Source organism: Bradyrhizobium sp., assembly GCF_049512235.1.
Lineage (GTDB): Bacteria > Pseudomonadota > Alphaproteobacteria > Rhizobiales > Xanthobacteraceae > Bradyrhizobium.
In genome coordinates this window covers 1-17,970 of record NZ_JBEKXH010000091.1, presented here as the reverse complement: position 1 = coordinate 17,970, position 17,970 = coordinate 1, and the positions used below count along the sequence as shown (strand labels likewise).

14 protein-coding genes and 1 pseudogene are annotated in these 17,970 nt (G+C 62.4%); 11 read left to right on the top strand and 4 right to left on the bottom strand.

Going from position 1 to position 17,970, the window contains the following annotated elements; translation table 11 throughout:
• Positions 1 to 2,410, bottom strand: a 2,410-nt coding sequence (gene uvrA, locus ABSG20_RS11205; RefSeq protein WP_423864568.1) for an excinuclease ABC subunit UvrA, incomplete at its 3' end; no start/stop codon positions are given.
• Positions 2,411 to 2,693: 283 nt separating this feature from the next.
• The gene (locus ABSG20_RS11200) at positions 2,694 to 3,455 is read right to left on the bottom strand and encodes an outer membrane protein (RefSeq protein WP_423864567.1); all 762 of its coding nucleotides are present in this window, start codon (positions 3,453 to 3,455) and stop codon (positions 2,694 to 2,696) included.
• A 517-nt stretch (positions 3,456 to 3,972) separates the two neighbouring features.
• Here ABSG20_RS11200 and ABSG20_RS11195 point away from each other — a divergent pair.
• The 3 genes and pseudogenes from ABSG20_RS11195 (at position 3,973) to gyrA (ending at position 7,887) form a co-directional block, all read left to right on the top strand.
• On the top strand, positions 3,973 to 4,464 hold the full coding sequence (locus tag ABSG20_RS11195) for a single-stranded DNA-binding protein (RefSeq protein WP_423864566.1): 492 nt from the start codon (positions 3,973 to 3,975) through the stop codon (positions 4,462 to 4,464).
• A 307-nt stretch (positions 4,465 to 4,771) separates the two neighbouring features.
• Positions 4,772 to 4,945 (top strand): annotated as a pseudogene (locus tag ABSG20_RS11190) (DUF2306 domain-containing protein); the annotation flags it as partial.
• Between the two features lie 230 nt (positions 4,946 to 5,175).
• Positions 5,176 to 7,887 (top strand): DNA gyrase subunit A, encoded by a 2,712-nt coding sequence (gene gyrA / locus ABSG20_RS11185; protein WP_423864565.1) that lies wholly within the window; start codon positions 5,176 to 5,178, stop codon positions 7,885 to 7,887.
• 46 nt (positions 7,888 to 7,933) lie between these two features.
• Here gyrA and ABSG20_RS11180 read toward each other — a convergent pair whose 3' ends face one another.
• Entirely contained in the window at positions 7,934 to 9,841 is a 1,908-nt protein-coding gene (locus ABSG20_RS11180) for a potassium transporter Kup (protein ID WP_423864564.1), read from the bottom strand.
• A 124-nt stretch (positions 9,842 to 9,965) separates the two neighbouring features.
• Positions 9,966 to 10,217 carry a hypothetical protein gene (locus ABSG20_RS11175; protein ID WP_423864563.1) on the bottom strand — a complete coding sequence of 84 codons (252 nt, stop codon included), beginning with the start codon at positions 10,215 to 10,217 and terminating at the stop codon, positions 9,966 to 9,968.
• Positions 10,218 to 10,499: 282 nt separating this feature from the next.
• Here ABSG20_RS11175 and coaD point away from each other — a divergent pair, with 282 nt between their 5' ends.
• The 8 genes from coaD to ABSG20_RS11140 form a co-directional block, all read left to right on the top strand.
• Positions 10,500 to 10,997, top strand: coding sequence for a pantetheine-phosphate adenylyltransferase (gene coaD, locus ABSG20_RS11170; protein WP_423864562.1), 498 nt, complete (start codon positions 10,500 to 10,502; stop codon positions 10,995 to 10,997).
• Between the two features lie 55 nt (positions 10,998 to 11,052).
• Entirely contained in the window at positions 11,053 to 11,595 is a 543-nt protein-coding gene (locus ABSG20_RS11165; RefSeq protein WP_423864561.1) for a peptidylprolyl isomerase, read from the top strand.
• A complete protein-coding gene (locus ABSG20_RS34885) occupies positions 11,592 to 11,756 on the top strand; it encodes a UCP034077 family protein (protein ID WP_490338319.1) in 165 nt (54 codons plus the stop codon). The genes ABSG20_RS11165 and ABSG20_RS34885 overlap by 4 nt, the downstream gene beginning before the upstream one ends.
• Entirely contained in the window at positions 11,732 to 12,196 is a 465-nt protein-coding gene (locus ABSG20_RS11160; protein ID WP_423864560.1) for a peptidylprolyl isomerase, read from the top strand. The genes ABSG20_RS34885 and ABSG20_RS11160 overlap by 25 nt, the downstream gene beginning before the upstream one ends.
• Positions 12,197 to 12,511: 315 nt before the next feature.
• Complete coding sequence (gene queA / locus ABSG20_RS11155; protein WP_423864569.1) at positions 12,512 to 13,594, top strand: tRNA preQ1(34) S-adenosylmethionine ribosyltransferase-isomerase QueA; 1,083 nt, start codon at positions 12,512 to 12,514, stop codon at positions 13,592 to 13,594.
• The gene (gene tgt / locus ABSG20_RS11150; protein ID WP_423864559.1) at positions 13,591 to 14,724 is read left to right on the top strand and encodes a tRNA guanosine(34) transglycosylase Tgt; all 1,134 of its coding nucleotides are present in this window, start codon (positions 13,591 to 13,593) and stop codon (positions 14,722 to 14,724) included. Before queA ends, tgt begins: the two co-directional genes overlap by 4 nt.
• A 295-nt stretch (positions 14,725 to 15,019) precedes the next feature.
• On the top strand, positions 15,020 to 15,661 hold the full coding sequence (locus ABSG20_RS11145) for a hypothetical protein (RefSeq protein WP_423864558.1): 642 nt from the start codon (positions 15,020 to 15,022) through the stop codon (positions 15,659 to 15,661).
• Positions 15,662 to 15,725: 64 nt separating this feature from the next.
• Positions 15,726 to 17,970: AAA family ATPase (locus tag ABSG20_RS11140; RefSeq protein WP_423864557.1), on the top strand; the 2,245-nt coding region annotated here is incomplete at its 3' end.

The following is a 17,970-nucleotide window of genomic DNA, read 5'->3' as shown; positions in this document are numbered from 1 at the left end:
AGGAAAACCGCCCGGGCTCGTAGCCGCGCGCTTTGGCCTCGGGCAGGCCGGCGAACCATTCGCGGATCGGGGTGAACGCGCCGGTATAGGTCGCCGGATTGGAACGCGGGGTACGGCCGATCGGCGACTGGTCGATGTCGATGATCTTGTCGATATGCTCCAGCCCCTCGATGCGGTCATGCGGGGCGGCGCCCTCGCTGGCGTTGTTGAGTTTGCGCGCGATCGCCTTGTAGAGCGTGTCGATCAGAAGTGTCGACTTGCCGCCGCCGGAGACGCCGGTAACGCAGGTGAACAGTCCCAGCGGAATTTCCGCCGAGATGTTTTTCAGGTTATTGCCGCGGGCATTGACCACCTTGATGGTGCGGCGGTGGTTCGGCGGCCGGCGCTCGGGGATATCGACCGACAATTCGCCGGTGAGATATTTTCCGGTCAGCGATTTTGCATTCCTCATGATGTCGTCGGGCGTGCCCTGGGCGACGATATGGCCGCCATGCATGCCGGCGCCGGGGCCGATGTCGAGCACGTAATCGGCGAGGCGGATGGCGTCCTCGTCATGCTCGACCACGATCACGGTATTGCCGAGATCGCGCAGCCGCTTCAGCGTTTCCAACAGCCGCGCATTGTCGCGCTGGTGCAGGCCGATCGAGGGCTCGTCCAGCACATAGAGCACGCCGGTCAGGCCGGAGCCGATCTGCGAGGCGAGCCGAATGCGCTGGCTCTCGCCGCCGCTCAACGTGCCGGAGGCGCGCGCCAGCGTCAGGTAGTTCAGCCCGACATCGAGCAGGAACGACAGCCGCTCGCGGATTTCCTTGAGCACCCGTGCCGCGATCTCGTTCTGCTGGGCGTTGAGCACCCCGGGCACGCTCTCGAACCATTCGCCGGCATGGCGCACCGACAATTCCGAGATCTCGCCGATGTGCTTGCCGCCGATCTTGACGCACAAAGCTTCCGGCTTGAGGCGATAGCCATTGCAGGCGGCGCAGGGGACGTCGGAGAAATATTTGGCGAGTTCCTCGCGCGCCCATTCGCTCTCGGTCTCGCGGTAGCGGCGGCTGATGTTGGTGATGACGCCCTCGAAGGGTTTCTTGGTGTCGTAGGAGCGGATGCCGTCCTCGTAGGAGAATCTTATCTCGTCCTCGCCGGAGCCGTACAGGATCGCGTCTCTCGTCTTCTTCGGCAGGTCCTTCCACTTGGTGTCGAGAGTGAACTTGTAGAATTTGCCGAGCGCAGTCAGGGTCTGGATGTAATAGGGCGAGGAGGATTTCGCCCACGGCGCGATCGCGCCCTTGCGCAAGGTCAGCTCCTTGTCGGGAATGACCAGGTCTTCGTCGATGTGCTGCTCGACGCCGAGGCCGCCGCAGGCCGGGCAGGCGCCATAGGGATTGTTGAAGGAAAACAGTCTGGGCTCGATTTCGGGTATGGTGAAACCGGACACCGGGCAGGCGAATTTTTCCGAGAACAGGATCCGCTCCGGCCCGCTCTTGTCATGGATTTTTGCGACTTTCTTCGCCGCTGGCTCGTCCTTCGGGACGGCGCTTTGCGCCTCCTCAGGATGAGGGGAAGCGCCTCGCTTTGCTGCCGTCGACCGCCGTGCACCGTCTTCATCCAGGGGAGCGCCCGCAGGGCGCGTCTCCAAGGACGCCGGCGCGTCCGCATATTCGATCACCGCCAGCCCCTCGGCGAGTTTCAGCGCGGTCTCAAAGCTTTCCGCCAGCCGCTGGCCGATGTCGGGCCGCACCACGATGCGGTCGACCACGACGTCGATATCGTGCGGGAATTTCTTGTCGAGCAACGGCGCTTCCGCCAGTTCGTAGAAAGTGCCGTCGATCTTGACCCGCTGAAACCCCTTCTTGAGATATTCGGCGAGCTCTTTCCTGTACTCGCCCTTGCGGCCGCGTACGACGGGCGCCAGCAGATAGAGCCTGGTGCCCTCGGGCAGCGCCAGCACGCGATCGACCATCTGCGAGACGGTCTGGCTTTCGATCGGCAAGCCGGTGGCGGGCGAGTAGGGCACGCCGACCCGCGCCCACAACAGCCGCATGTAGTCGTAGATTTCGGTCACGGTGCCGACGGTGGAGCGCGGATTTTTCGAGGTGGTCTTCTGCTCGATGGAAATCGCGGGCGACAGGCCGTCAATCTGGTCGACATCCGGCTTCTGCATCATCTCCAGGAACTGGCGCGCATAGGCCGACAGCGATTCGACATAGCGCCTCTGGCCTTCGGCATAGATGGTGTCGAAGGCGAGCGATGACTTGCCGGAGCCGGACAGCCCGGTAAAGACCACGAGCCTGTCGCGGGGGATCTCGACGTCGATGTTCTTGAGGTTGTGCTCGCGCGCACCGCGAATGGTGATGGCGCGCAGCGCCGAGCCGGCGGTCTGTTGGCGCTTCGCCCTTAGCACTTCATCCATATCGGCTATTCCAGACGCGTCGCGGCGCCACGTTCGGGCGCGCATCGCCCGTCTCGGGGGATCGAACGCCAATGGGTGAATTTGGAACGTAGGAAGAACGCGGCGAAATTTCCAGTGCTCCGTTCAAACCATCAACGGTTTGTTGCGGAGGCAGTTGCGGAGCGCCTGTTGGAGCGACGCCAAGCCCATCTCAACCAAGCCCATTACAGGCAAGCAAAGCAAAAAGGCCGGCGCAGGGCCGGCCTTTTGCTTTACGATCCGGAATGCCTGGCTCAGGCTTCCGTCAGTACTTTGCGATAATCGGCCCACCCCAGCGGTAGTTAATACGAGCGGTGACCATATCGGCGTCCTGACGAATATTGTCGACGCGGGACACAGTCGGCACTCCCGTTGATATGAAGGTATCGGCCCGGGTGCCCATGAACAAGTGATCATACTCGACCGCTGCCGACCAGTTGGGAGCGAAACTGAATTCCACACCCGTCCCAACCGCGCCGCCCCAACGGGTATCCGTCGCCTGATCGACCGCAGCGCCGGTCGGAGCATTCACACCATTGAAGCGGTCTGCCACGACGGCGGCGCCGCCCTTGACGTAGCCGAGGACCGTGTTCCAGGAGTAGCCAACCTGCCCGGTGAGCAGGCCAAAGCCGTTCACACGCGTCTGGTTAGTGGTACCAGCGGTAACGAGGCTCGGATTCGACCCTTTCAGATCGGCCCAGTTCCCCTGTCCTTCGACGCCGAATACCCACGAGCCCGCTTGCCAGCGGTAACCGATCTGACCGCCGGCCGTGCCGCCGGTCGCGTCATGGCAGCCCTCGGCAGCGGCAGGCGCGACAATGGCCCCGCCGTTATTGGTGATATCCCAGCACTTATGGCTCCAGCCGCCGCCGCCATTGACGCCGAAGTAGAAACCGCTCCAGTCGTAGATGGCGGCAATCATCGCGGGTGCCTTGGAGTAGGTCCGCGCGGGCAGGTCCGCGGCCACGGCAGGAGCGGCGACGCCCAACGCCAGGAGACCCATGGTCCCCAGCAGGAGCCTTCTCATCGTATCTCTCCGGCCCGTCATACTCCGCCTTAACTTAGCTGAGAAACGCATTAGAAGCCACCGCGAATGGGGCGCAATACCCAAAGGCGAATATAGCCGATTCAATCCTCGGCACCGTCTCCGAAATGCAACACTCGCGCTTAAATTGAGCGGGCACCAGCTTACATGTATTTGCAAAGATTCTCCGCGGACTTTGCTGGAACCTGCAGTGAAAGTCCCGGACTGCGACGCAATGCGCATTCCGATACCGTTGCAATCGTTTCCGGCGCGTTTTTCTTTGGATTTCCTTTGGAACAAAACTGGAACAGATCGGCCGGCAATGCTATATGTGGATAACCCAGGGGAGGACCGGGCTTGCGGGAGCCGCGAGCGTATAGGGTCCGATGCAGGGTGGTCTTTGCGAATGCGGACGGCCAAGCCGGAGAGTGCTCGGCAAGCGCTGTGATTTCGCAAGTCCTGTGATTTCGCAAGTCCGGTGATTTCGAGAGTCCAGTGATGTCGGGAGTGGAGAACGGCGATGGCGGGAAGCGTGAACAAGGTAATTCTGGTCGGAAACCTCGGCAAGGACCCTGAGATCCGGCGTACACAGGATGGGCGTCCCATTGCAAATCTGAGCGTGGCGACCTCCGAGACCTGGCGCGACAAGACGACCGGCGAGCGCAAGGAGAAAACCGAGTGGCACCGGGTGGTGATCTTCAACGAGGGCCTTTGCAAGATCGCCGAGCAATACCTCAAAAAGGGCGCCAAGGTTTACCTCGAAGGCCAGCTGCAGACGCGCAAATGGACTGACCAGAGCGGGGTCGAGAAATACTCCACCGAGGTGGTGCTGCAGGGCTTCAATTCGACGCTGACCATGCTTGATGGCCGCAGCGCAGGGGCGGGCGGCAGTTTCGGGCCGGATGATCCCGGCGGCGATTTCGGGTCGGGCGGTCCATCTGCCTCCGCGCCGCGCCGGGTCGCGGCAGGTGGGGCCCGCAACAGCGACATGGACGACGATATTCCGTTTTAAGATGCTGTTTTCTCCAACCGGCAACGCATCCACTTGATTTCTTGAATCAAGCGGATGCGGTATTTGCCGACATCCCGGCGTCCGCCCGGCGGCAGACGTCATTTGCCGCGAAATCGACCGATCGGGCGCGCAGAATTCCGTACGACAGGTCATTGCCTTTCACGGCACCTCGCCTGAAGTAAATTCCGGCAACATCGATCCAAGCCCAATGGCATTGACCGATAAAGCGGCTTCGAGGGCGCGCCATCTTTGGCTTTGCGGCGGATCTATGTTAATGATTAACATTAAGAATTCGACTTAAGCGACCCTCTCGATCTTTACGCTGTCGATGCTTCCGCTCGCGGTCTGGGAAGCGCACGCCCATCGTGTCGCGGTTCATCGACTGATCATGATCATGTTGTTCTCGGGAGCCCCGGTGATCGCCGGGCTGTTCATGCTGCTGCCCGGGCGGATCATGCACACCGTCGTGTTCGGCGCCTGACGAGTCCTTCGCAGAAATGCCGTTCCGGGGATGCCTGGCGGCGGCATAAAACGGCCCCTGCGCTTTCGCGTCCAAGCCCTGGTTTTGCGGTCGCGGTGGCGGGATCCGCCGACCTCGTAAGTCTCTGGAAAAACGAACGGAAAAAGCGGTTGCGCGGGATCAGTTAAGGGTGGTTTGGAGGCCCCCGATACGCTATATGATTCCAACCGAAAACTGACCGGATTCTGTTTTTGTCTGATCCTGAAGATACGACGCCCGGCGAGCCGCCGGCGCCATCGGATATTCGTCCCGTATCGATCCTCGACGAGATGAAGCGCAGCTACCTCGATTACGCCATGAGCGTGATCGTGGCGCGTGCTTTGCCGGATGCGCGCGACGGCCTCAAGCCGGTGCATCGCCGCATTCTCTACGCGATGTATGAGAACGGCTTCGAATGGAACAAGCCTTATCGCAAATCGGCGCGGACCGTCGGTGACGTGATCGGTAAGTACCATCCCCACGGCGACCAGTCGGTCTATGACGCGCTGGTCCGCATGGCGCAGGTTTTCTCCATGCGCGTTCCGCTGATCGACGGGCAGGGCAATTTCGGTTCGGTGGACGGCGATATGGCCGCTGCCATGCGTTACACCGAATCCCGCCTCACCAAGATCGCGCAATCGCTGCTCGACGACATCGATAAGGACACCGTCGAGTTCCAGGACAATTACGACAGCAACGAACGCGAACCGACGGTGCTGCCGGCCAAGTTCCCGAACCTTCTCGTCAACGGCGCCGGCGGCATCGCGGTGGGCATGGCGACCAATATCCCGCCGCATAATCTCGGCGAGGTGATCGACGCCTGCGTGGCGCTGATCGACAATCCGGCGCTCGGTATCGACGAACTCATCCACATCATTCCGGGGCCGGATTTTCCGACCGGCGGCATCATCCTCGGGCGGCAGGGCATCCGCGCGGCCTATCATCTCGGCCGCGGCTCGATCGTGATGCGGGGCAAGGTCGTAATCGACACCATCCGCAAGGATCGCGAAGCGATCATCGTATCGGAAATTCCCTACCAGGTGAACAAGGCCACCATGGTCGAGCGTATTGCCGAATTGGTGCGCGAGAAGAAAATCGAGGGCATTGCCGATCTGCGTGACGAATCCGACCGCGACGGATTTCGCGTCGTGGTCGAACTGAAGCGCGATGCCATGGCGGACGTGGTGTTGAATCAGCTCTACCGGTTCACGCCACTGCAGAGCAATTTCGGCGCCAACATGGTGGCGCTCGATGCCGGCCGTCCGCAACTGATGAACCTGAAGGATTTGCTGACGCTGTTCATCGCCTTCCGCGAACAGGTGGTGACGCGGCGGACCAAGTTCCTGCTCAACAAGGCCCGCGACCGCGCCCATATCCTGGTCGGCCTCGCGATTGCGGTTGCCAACATCGATGAGATCATTCGCGTGATCCGGACCTCGCCCGATCCGGCCACCGCGCGCGAAACCCTGATGTCGCGGGACTGGCCGGCGCAAGACGTGGCGGCGATGATCACGCTGATCGACGATCCCCGCCACAGGCTTAGCCCGGACGGCACGGCGCGGCTGTCGATGGAGCAGGCCAAGGCCATTCTCGACCTGCGGCTGCAGCGCCTCACCGCGCTCGGGCGCGAGGAAATATCCCAGGAACTCGACAAACTGGCGCTGGAAATTGCCGATCTGCTCGACATCCTGCGTTCGCGCGCTCGCGTCCAGACCATCATCAAGACCGAGCTTGCGGACGTGAAATCGGAATTCGCCACCCCGCGCAAGACCGTCATCATCGAGCATGAGGGCGAAGTCGAGGACGAGGACCTGATCCAGCGCGAGGACATGGTGGTCACGGTCTCGCATGCCGGCTATGTCAAGCGCGTGCCGCTGTCGACCTATCGCGCGCAGCGGCGCGGCGGCAAGGGGCGCGCCGGGATGCAGACCCGCGACGAGGATTTTGTCAGCCGTCTGTTCGTGGCCTCGACCCATACACCGGTCTTGTTCTTCTCGTCGCGCGGCCAGGTCTACAAGGAAAAGGTCTGGCGCCTGCCGGTGGCGGCGCCGAACGCGCGCGGCAAGGCCATGATCAACATCCTGCCGCTGGAGCAGGGCGAGCGCATCACCACCATCATGCCGCTGCCCGAGGATGAATCCTCCTGGGCCAATTTCGACGTGATGTTCGCCACCACCGGCGGCAACGTGCGTCGCAACAAGCTGTCGGACTTCATCGACGTCAGGCGTTCCGGCATCATCGCCATGAAGCTCGATGAAAACGAGGCCATCGTCGACGTGCAGATCTGCACCGAGCGCGACGACGTGCTCTTGACCGCCGCCGGCGGCCACTGCATCCGCTTCCCCGTTACCGACGTGCGGGTATTCACCGGCCGCACCTCGATGGGCGTGCGCGGCATCGCCCTGCCCGAAAACGACAAGGTGATCTCGCTGACCATCCTGCGCCACATGGATGCCGATGCCGAGGAGCGCGTCGCTTATTTGCGCCGCGCCAATGCGGTGCGGCGCGGCGGCGTCGAGGAGGAGGCGGGAAGCGATAGCGAGGATGCCTCGGGCGCCATCGAGCTTGGCGAACAGCGCTATGTCGAAATGTCGGCCAGCGAGCAATTCGTGCTGACCATCAGCGAAAACGGCTATGGCAAGCGTTCGTCGTCGTTCGAATACCGCACCACCGGCCGCGGCGGCAAGGGCATCGTGGCGATGTCGGTAAGCGAACGTAACGGCAAGCTGGTCGCCTCATTCCCGGTCGAGGACTCTGACCAGATCATGCTGGTGACCGACAAGGGGCAGTTGATCCGCTGTCCGGTCGAGGGTATCCGGATCGCCGGCCGCTCGACCCAGGGCGTCATCGTGTTCGATACCGCCGAAGACGAGCATGTGGTCTCCGTCGAGCACATCGGCGAGGACACCGAGAACGGCAGCTGAAATGGGAGTAATGGATACCGCCGAGGACGAGCATGTGGCTCGGTCGCTAAATCTCGATTTCGGTACCGAACTCGACGACCTGCCGGGGTGGCACCCCAAAGAACGCCGCTGAGCGCTCGGCGTTGCGCTGCAGGAATGCGAACACGGTTTCCCGCCACACCCACATGCCCGGAACATCGGGGCTGGGAATGATGGTCTCGCGGCCGATGTAATAGGTGATATCGGTGAGATCGATGCCGGGCAGCTTGCCCTGTCGGCAGGCCAATTGCAGTCCCTCGAAAATCGTCGGATACTGCATGAAGCCGTAATGCAGGATCACCCGCGTGATGCCCTCGATCACCTCGATCACCTCGGTGCGGTCTTCATCGGCGATACGCGGCAATTCCTCGATCAGCACCGTGACCAACACCACCCGCTGGTGCAGGACGTGATTATGCTTGACGAATTCCGTCAGCGCCAGCGGAACGCCCTTTGGGGTCGACGCCAGGAACACCGCGGTTCCCGTCAGTCTGGCGTGGCACCTGGTGACGGCGGTCTCGATCAGATCCTCCTCCGGCTGCCGTAACTTGCCGCGGGCCCGCTCGACCAGCTTGACGCCGCTCCGCCAGGTCAACATCAGGAACGCGACAAGGGCCGCAAGCAGCAACGGAAACCAGCCGCCCTCAATCAATTTGACGGAATTCGCCGCGAAGAAGAAACAGTCGATGGCAAGGAAAAAGCCGTTGACGGCGATGACCACGACCGGCGGATAACCCCACTGGATCGCTACCAGGGCCGCGAGCAGCGTCGTGATCGCCATCAACAGCGACACGGCAATTCCATAGGCGCCTGCCAGCGCATCCGAGGTTTCGAAACCGATCACCGCGCCGAGCGTCGCCGCGGCCAGCAACCAGTTCACCAGCGGCACATAGATCTGGCCGATGGAGTGACTGGTGGTGTGCTTGATGTGCATGCGCGGCAGGAAGCCGAGCTGGATCGACTGCTGGGTCAATGAAAATACCCCCGAGATGATCGCCTGCGAGGCAATCACGGTAGCCACGGTGGCAAACGCAACCATCGGATAGTGCAACCAGTCTGGCGCGAGTTGATAGAACGGATGGTCGCGCGCGCTGGGATCGGTGGTGAGCAGGGCGGCCTGTCCGAAATAGTTCAGGACCAGGCTGGGGAGGGCCACCGCAAACCAGGCGAGGCGGATCGGCACCCGGCCGAAATGGCCCATGTCGGCATACATCGCTTCGCCGCCAGTGACCGCGAGAAAGGCAGCGCCAGCGATGGCGAAGCTGGTGTGAAAGTCCTGGTGGATCAGAAAATCGAAGGCATAGAGCGGACTGACGGCGGCGAGCACGCCTGGCGCTCGCGCGATGCCGTAGATGCCAAGCAGGCCGATTGTCAGGAACCAGCCAAGCATCACCGGCCCGAAGATATTGCCGATGAAGCCTGCGCCCTTTTTTTGAACGATGAAGAGGCCGATCAGAATGATGATGGTCAGCGGCACCACCGCCGGCGCCAGCGACGGCGCGTCGACCTTCAAACCTTCGACCGCGCTTAGCACCGAGATCGCGGGTGTGATGGCGCCGTCGCCGTAGAGCAGCGCCGCGCCGACCAGGCCGACGATCAGCAGTTGCGCACGCCATGTTCCGGGCTGGGCGTTGCGCGCGGAAAGCAGTGCCAGCAGCGCGACGATGCCGCCTTCACCGCGGTTGTCCGCACGCAAGATCAGCAGGGCGTATTTGAGCGATATGATCAGGATCAGCGCCCACAGGATCAGCGACACCACCCCGAGAATGGCCTCCGGTCCCAGCGCACCGCCACGGGCCGCGGCGTCGGCGGCTTCCTTCAGGGCGTACAGCGGACTGGTGCCGATGTCGCCGTAGACGACGCCAAGCGCTCCGAGGGTTGCTGCCAGTGGAAGTGGGTTGGAACGGCTCGATGCTGCGGCTGGCGTGGCGGTCAAGGGCAGGCCTCCCAAACCATCGGGCCCGCCGGTCTCCGGGCCGGCAAAAGGCGCGATCGCCCTCCAGTCTGCGACTTCACGCCGCAAATTGCCACAAGATTGGATCGGTCCGGTTCGGTACGGCCTACGGGGTGCGGCCGGCGGTGACCAGCCGGGCTTCCCGGACGCTCATCCTGGACCTGCCGGCGCGCAGGCAGGAAGCCTCGAAATTCGGCCAAGCCTGCTGGGAGCAGGCCACCGGGCGGATGTCAAGCCGGTCGGCCTTGGCGAGGACTGGCGGAACGCTGGCTTCGACCTGCGGGGCAAAGCCGGGAAGAACGCTGAGGGCTGCAGCGACAAACGCAGCTATCGCGATAGCTGAAAGAGCCTTGATCATGACGGTCCCCTGTCATCGGGCCTTGGCGGCCCGCTGTTTCGTTGCGTTGATCCTTAGTCAAGCCAGGTTTCCGCCTGTCTTCGCGAAGGCCAAAAATGGTTTCTTCCCGCCCCAGCTGTGTTTCGTCGCTGCCTGGGCGACGAAACATTACCGGCCCATCTGGAAGACGCACTGACCCCTCAAGTGGTTCAATGGCCGACAGAAAATAAAAACTCCGCCTTTGGCAGGTAGACGGGAACCGGTGCGGCTTGCGGGGCCGCCCGGGGCAGGGTAGAGGGGTTTATGCCCCGTATCGCGCTTTACCCCGGTTCCTTCGACCCCGTTACCAACGGCCATCTGGATGTCGTCAAACATGCCGTCGGTCTATGCGACCGGCTCATTGCAGCTATCGCCATCCACCCCAGCAAGAAGCCGCTGTTTTCCGTCGCAGAGCGCCTGCAGATGCTTCAGGCCGTGTTCGGTCCGGTCGCGGCGGCGGCGGGGTGTGCGTTCGACTGCACCAGCTTTGACGACCTCGCTGTCGCAGCGGCGAAACGCGCCGGCGCTGCCATTCTCATTCGCGGCCTTCGCGACGGCACCGATCTCGATTACGAGATGCAAATCGCGGGCATGAACGAGACCATGGCGCCGGAGGTTCACACCGTGTTCCTGCCGGCTTCGCCGATGGTTCGTCCGATCACCGCCACACTGGTGCGCCAGATCGCCGGCATGGGCGGCGATGTCTCGAACTTCGTTCCGCCGCTGGTCGCCGCCGCCCTCAAGACCAAATTCGCGCAATAAGAAGGCGCGCAGGCTTACAAAACGCTCTTATCGTCCCACCCGATCCGGAGTTTACATGATCCGAACCCTCGCCTTGATCGCCGCGCTGATCTGCACCGCCCCCGCGATCGCGCAGCCGCTTCCTGCCAAGCTCGACAAGCAGAATGCGATCGTCATCGACACCACCAAAGGCCGCATCGTCATCAAGCTGCGGCCCGATATTGCGCCGGAGCATGCCGAGCGCATCAAGCTGTTGGCACGAGATGGCTATTACAACAACGTGCCGTTCCATCGCGTCATCGAAGGATTCATGGCGCAGACCGGCGACGGCAAGAATTTCAACGGCACCGGCGGCTCGAAATATCCGAATCTGCCGGCGGAGTTTTCCAGCGTGCCGTTTACCCGCGGTATCGTCGGCATGGCGCGCACCAGCGATCCCAACTCGGCGAATTCGCAGTTTTTCATCATGTTTGCCGATGGATCGTCGCTCAACGGCAAGTACACCGTCATCGGCGAGGTCGTATCGGGCATGGATGTGGTCGACAAGCTCAAGCGCGGCGAGCCCGTGACCGATCCCGACAAGATGCTGAAAGTGCAAGTCGCATCCGACATCAAGTGACATCCAATACGGAGGCGTTGCAACGTTGCGCGGCGATGCCATCTACCGAGAGTATGGCCGGCGCGGTTGCCGGCCGGCCGTTCGCCATCCGGTTCCAAAATCGGAGACCTCCACCCCAACCCGTAGAGAAGAGAGCATGGCTGACACCGAAAATACTCTGATCCTCGAAACCACGCAGGGACCGGTTACCATCGAGATGCGGCCGGATCTCGCCCCCGGACACGTGGCGCGGATCAAGGAACTGGTGCGCGAGGGATTTTACGATGGCATCGTGTTCCACCGCGTGATCGAGGGTTTTATGGCACAGACCGGCTGTCCGCAGGGCACCGGTACCGGCGGCTCCGGCAAGAAGCTCAAGGCCGAGTTCAACAACGAGCCCCACGTGCGCGGCACCACGTCAATGGCGCGCGCCGGCAGCCCTGATTCCGGCGACAGCCAGTTTTTCATTTGCTTCGACGACGCTTCCTTCCTCAACAAGCAATACACGGTGTGGGGCAAGGTGACGTCGGGCATGGAGAACGTCGACAAGATCAAGCGCGGCGAGCCGGTTCCGAACCCCGACAAGATCGTCAAGGCCCGCATGGCGCTTGATGCGGCGTGAGATCGCCGGTCGTTCCGGGGCGCGCTCAGCATGTGAGGCGAATCCCAACGACACGGGCGTTATCTTCTCCCCTCCCCCCGCGAAGCGGTGGAGAGGGGTCGGGGGTGGGGGGTCTATCGGCAGGAACCGCTGCTTCGGTGAATGCCGCGCCACCCCCGACCCCTCCCCACCACGCGCGATGCGCGCGGGGGGAGGGGAGCTTTGCGGCAGCACGAGCCTCAGATATGGAATTGCACATCGGGGAATACCGCGATTCCGCATTGCCCGCGCGGCCTTGCGGAATGACAGAATGTGATTGCTGAAGCACGTCGCGCCATGCGCACCGACCTGTTCGACTTCGACCTTCCCGCCGATCGCATCGCACTGCGTCCGGCGCGCCCGCGCGATGCCGCACGGATGCTGGTGGTGCAACCCGACGCTGCCTTGCGCGACAGCGTCGTGGCCGAACTGCCGCGTTGGCTCGAGCCGGGCGACCAGCTGGTCGTCAACGACACCAAGGTGATATCGGCCCAGCTCAAGGGCCGCCGCATCGGCCGCGACACCGAACCGAGGATCGAGGCGACACTGATAAAACGGCTCGACGGCTCGCGCTGGCAGGCGCTGGCAAGGCCTGCCAAGAAATTGTCGCAGGGCGATGTGGTTCGCTTCGGCCATGAGGGCAGGGTATGTCTGCTCGCCCATCTCGACGCGGAGGTCGAAGCCAAGGGCAACGACGGCGAGTTGACGCTGTCCTTCTCGCTTCAGGGGCCGGCGCTCGACCAGGCCATCGCCGAACTGGGATCGCTGCCGCTGCCGCCCTACATCGCTTCCAAACGCGCGCCCGATGAGCGCGATGTCAGCGATTACCAGACCATATTCGCGGCCAGCGAGGGGGCGGTTGCCGCGCCGACGGCGGGGTTGCACTTTACGCCGGCCCTCGCCATGGCGTTGGGCGAGCGCGGCGTCGGGATCCACCGCATCACGCTGCATGTCGGGGCGGGGACCTTTCAGCCGGTCAAGGTGGACGACATCGAAGCGCACCGGATGCACGCGGAGTGGGGTACGATCTCCGGCGATGCCGCCGCGGCGCTCAATGCGGCGCGGGCCAAAGGCGGCCGCCTTGTTGCCGTCGGCACCACCGCGCTGCGCCTTCTGGAGAGCGCCACCGCGGAAGATGGGACGATCGAGCCGTTTGCGGGCGAGACCGCGATCTTCATTGCGCCGGGCTACCGGTTTCGCGCGGTGGATATTCTCTTGACCAACTTCCATCTGCCGCGTTCGACGCTGTTCATGCTGGTCTCGGCCTTCAGCGGCCTCGACACCATGCGGCGCACCTATGCCCATGCCATCGACCAGGGCTACCGGTTCTATTCCTATGGCGATGCCTGCCTGCTGTTTCGTGCTAAGTCCACCCCATGACATCTTCAAATCATTTCGAACTGCTCGGCGGAGAAGGGCTGGCACGCACGGGTATCTTGACCACGCCGCATGGCCCGGTGCGAACCCCCGCATTCATGCCGGTCGGCACCGCGGGTGCGATGAAGAGCCTGCATTGGCGAGAGGTGCGTGATGCCGGAACCGATATCGTGCTCGGCAATACCTATCACCTGATGCTGCGGCCCGGCGCCGAACGGATCGCGGCGCTGGGTGGCCTGCAGAAATTCACCGGCTGGAATGGACCCATGCTGACCGACTCCGGCGGCTTCCAGGTCATGTCGCTTTCGCAGCTGCGCAAGGTCAGTGAAAGCGCGGTGAGGTTCCGTTCCCACATCGATGGTGTCAGCGTCGAGCTGTCTCCCGAACGCGCGATCGAGGTGCAGCTTCTGCTCGGCTCGGACATTGCGATGCAGCTCGACGAATGCGTGCGGCTGCCGGCCGAGCGCGGCGATATCGAGCGGGCGATGCAACTATCCTTGCGCTGGGCGGAGCGCAGCAAGCGCGCGTTCGAGGCCGCGCCGCCGGGCACCCTGCTGTTCGGCATCGCCCAGGGCGGCGACGTGCCCGAACTGCGCCAGGCCAGCGCGCGGGGGCTGGTCGAGATCGGCTTTGACGGCTACGCCATCGGGGGGCTCGCGGTCGGGGAACCGCAAGCGGTGATGCTGACCATGATCGAGGAGACTGCGCCGATCCTGCCCGAGGGGCGCCCGAGGTATTTGATGGGGGTCGGCACGCCCGAGGACATGCTGGAGGCGGTCGCGCGCGGCGTCGACATGTTCGATTGCGTGTTGCCGACGCGCAATGGACGCCACGGGGTGGCGTTCACGCGCTTCGGTCCGGTCAATCTGCGCAATGCCAGGCATGCCGACGATCCGCGGCCGCTCGACGAGGAAAGCAAGTGGCCTTCGACGCGCGATTGCGCGCGGGCCTACCTGCATCATCTCGTCAAGTCAGGCGAGACACTGGGGGCGATGCTGCTGTCCGAGGTCAATATCGCTTATTACCAGCGTCTGATGCACGACATCAGGGACGCGATAGCGCAGCGAACGTTTTCAGGTTTTCGCCAGCGCACCCTTGCCGGATGGGCAGGGGGCGACATCGCGCCGCGCTAAATCATTCGAATTGTTGCGATAGTGTTATGTTATGCAGACGCCGAAATCAAGACAGTGGTGAGACAGCGGTGACAGCAGGGCAAGCCATCGAGTCTAGCTCCGCGCGACGAACCTCGCGAATTGCCTCGTGAAGGCGCATGAGCGCCTGCGCCCGCAGCGGGACAAGCTGACGGTCACGATCGCTGTCGCCCACCGCCGGCGCGCGAGAGCGATCGATCGTGTGATGAAAGTTCGACAATGCGCGGCCTTAACCGCCTCTTAACCGCCAAGTCTTTCTTGGCTTCGGAATCATTCTTTGTATTATTTTGCCGAGCACTTTTCTGAATCACCAGACCCCAACGAGAAATCAGTGGTGCCAGAGATGACGCAAGACACGCAAGCAAGGCCTTCGGCGGCTCGAAGGAAGAATCAGAGCGCCCCACCTGGAATTGGTCTGACCATGGCGATCGCCGTGATTTCCGGCGTCGTTTGCTGGTTTTGGCTGGCGTCGGGCCGCGCAAATCCGGTTAGATCCACTGCTCCGAATGTCAGCGACCTGACGGAGGTGGAGGAACGTGAGATTGCAGGTGCATTGACCACAATGAGTCTGTCAAACGCCGGGCTTGCCCAATTCCGGGAGGGGAAGGACGGCGGTTGCCGGCGGCCGCTCGCTTGGGTCTCTTTGGTATCAGCGCCGGGCGAGCCGCCCAGCCATGTCCGCTTAATCTCTGGGACCTACTACTCGCCTATTTTTGAGGTGTCGGCTACGCCGGTGCGTGTAGCCCTGCCGTTTCCCGCGCCTTATGAAACAGGACACGGTGCCCTGACGGCGATTGATGTTGGTGCGAGTGCGATAATCTCCCTGCTTCCGGCGTGGCGCGTTTCGGCGCAGGACGGCAAGACGACGCGTGAAGTCAGCTGGCGTCCGGTGAAAAGCTGCGGCCCGCGCAATGGATAGGATCCTTCAATCTCTGCGAAGTTTCCTCGGGCCGAGCCCATTGCTCAGCTCTTGCGTTCTGTTATTGACGATCCTCGCCGTCCTCGCTGCATTCAGGATCACCCCTTACCTACCGCCCAACCTCGGCTACCTTGTTCTCGCCCTATTGGTCGCTTCAGCCAATCTGTATTGGGCCGGAAGCGTCATTCGGCTATGGCCTCGGGTGATCGGCGGCTCCGGAGGCGACTGGCAGGTGCGACTTCGTACAAAACTGCGCATCGTCAATGGAACAGCCTCCGGCATTAGCGCGCTCGACGAACTGGCAGAGATGACCGGCTTGGAAACGGTCAAAGCCGAGATCGGTAAGCTGATCCAGCGTCTGCGGATTGAAGCGGCCCGGCGGGAGAAGGGTTTGCCGACGACGCCGATCTCCCTGCACATGGTTTTCACAGGACCACCTGGCACCGGCAAAACGGCCGTGGCCCGCCTTTATGGCGACATACTGCGCGATCTCGGCGTGCTTGAGAAAGGCCATTTGGTCGAGACGGACCGCGCTGGACTGGTTGCCGGCTATGTCGGGCAGACGGCGCTTAAGACCCAGCAGAAAATTGCCGATGCTCTGGACGGGATACTCTTCATCGACGAGGCTTACGCGCTGGTCGAACACGCTGGCACGGCGAACGACTTCGGCCGGGAGGCCATAGACACCTTGCTGAAAAATATGGAGGACAAGCGGGATCGATTAGTCGTTATCGTCGCCGGCTATCCGGACCCGATGCGTAAATTTTTGGCAAGCAACCCCGGTCTGCCTTCGCGCTTCACCAAGACGATTCAATTCGACGGCTATGAGGCCTCCGACCTGGTTGCCATCACCCATTTGATGGCACGGCATGACGGTTTGCGCCTTTCCGAGGCTGCCGACCCGGTCCTGAAGAACTTCTTTGAGCGGGCCCGTACGGCGCCAAATTTCGCCAATGCCCGGACGGCGCGAACGGTTATCGAACGCGCCCGCGAAACGCAGGCAGCGCGGATCGCCCCGCTGATAACGAGCCCCGACGTCGACCTCAACGAACTGACCCTGGGCGACATTCAGTCGGCGATCGCCACAAAGACGAATGTTGCCGCCACCGGCGTCAGCGCGCTTGACGAACTGGCCCGGATGACCGGGTTGGAGACGGTCAAAGCCGAGATCGGAACGCTGATCTCCCGGCTGCAGGTCGAAGCAGCCCGGCGCGAGCAAGGTTTTCCGGTGGCGCCCATCTCGCTGCACATGGTTTTCACCGGGCCGCCGGGTACTGGTAAAACAGCCGTGGCCCGCCTTTATGGCGCGATCCTGCGCGATCTCGGCGTGCTCGAAAAAGGCCATCTGGTCGAGACGGACCGCGCTGGGCTGGTTGCCGGCTATGTCGGGCAGACGGCGCTGAAGACAAGGGAAAAGATCGCCGATGCGCTGGACGGGATCCTTTTCATCGACGAAGCCTACACCCTCGCCGAACAGGCTGGGGCGGCGGCAGATTTTGGCCGGGAAGCCATCGACACCTTGCTGAAGGAGATGGAGGACAAGCGGGATCGCTTGGTCGTCATCGTCGCCGGCTATCCGGACCAGATGAGCAAGTTTTTGGCAAGCAACCCCGGCCTGCCATCGCGCTTCACCAAGACGATCCAATTTAAGAGCTATGAGGCCGGCGATCTGGTCGCCATCACCCATTCGATGGCGCGGCGTGACGGTCTGCGCCTGTCCCAGGATGCCGATCCGGTCCTGAAGACCTTCTTTGAGCGGGCCCGCACGGCGCGGGATTTCGCCAACGCCCGGACAGCGCGGACGGTTCTCGAACGCGCCCGTGAAGCGCAGGCCGCGCGGATCGCCCCGCAGATAATAGGAAAGGTTGGCGTCGATCTCGATGAACTGACGCTGGCCGATATCCAATCGGCGACCACTGGAAACAATGAGAATCCATTCGGGGCAAAAAAGGGGCAATTCAGCGGAACCGGCTTCTTTGTTACCGCGGATGGTTTTGTGGTTACAAATGATCATGTTGTCGAGGGGTGCGAAGATCCAAAGGTGGTTTGTGGATTGGCGGGGCCGATCCCCGCGCAAGTCTTGGCGCGGGACGCTGCTAATGATCTGGCCTTGCTGAAAGTGGACTTTGCAAGTGATCACGTGGCGACCTTGCGCGCCGGCGTCAGGATCGGTGAGGAAATCGCCGCTTTCGGCTATCCGCTCCTAGGCACGCTATCCTCCGGGGGAAATTTCACGGTCGGCAATGTTTCAGCTCTCGCCGGAATGAAGAATGACAGCGGACGCATCCAGATTTCGGCGCCGATCCAAC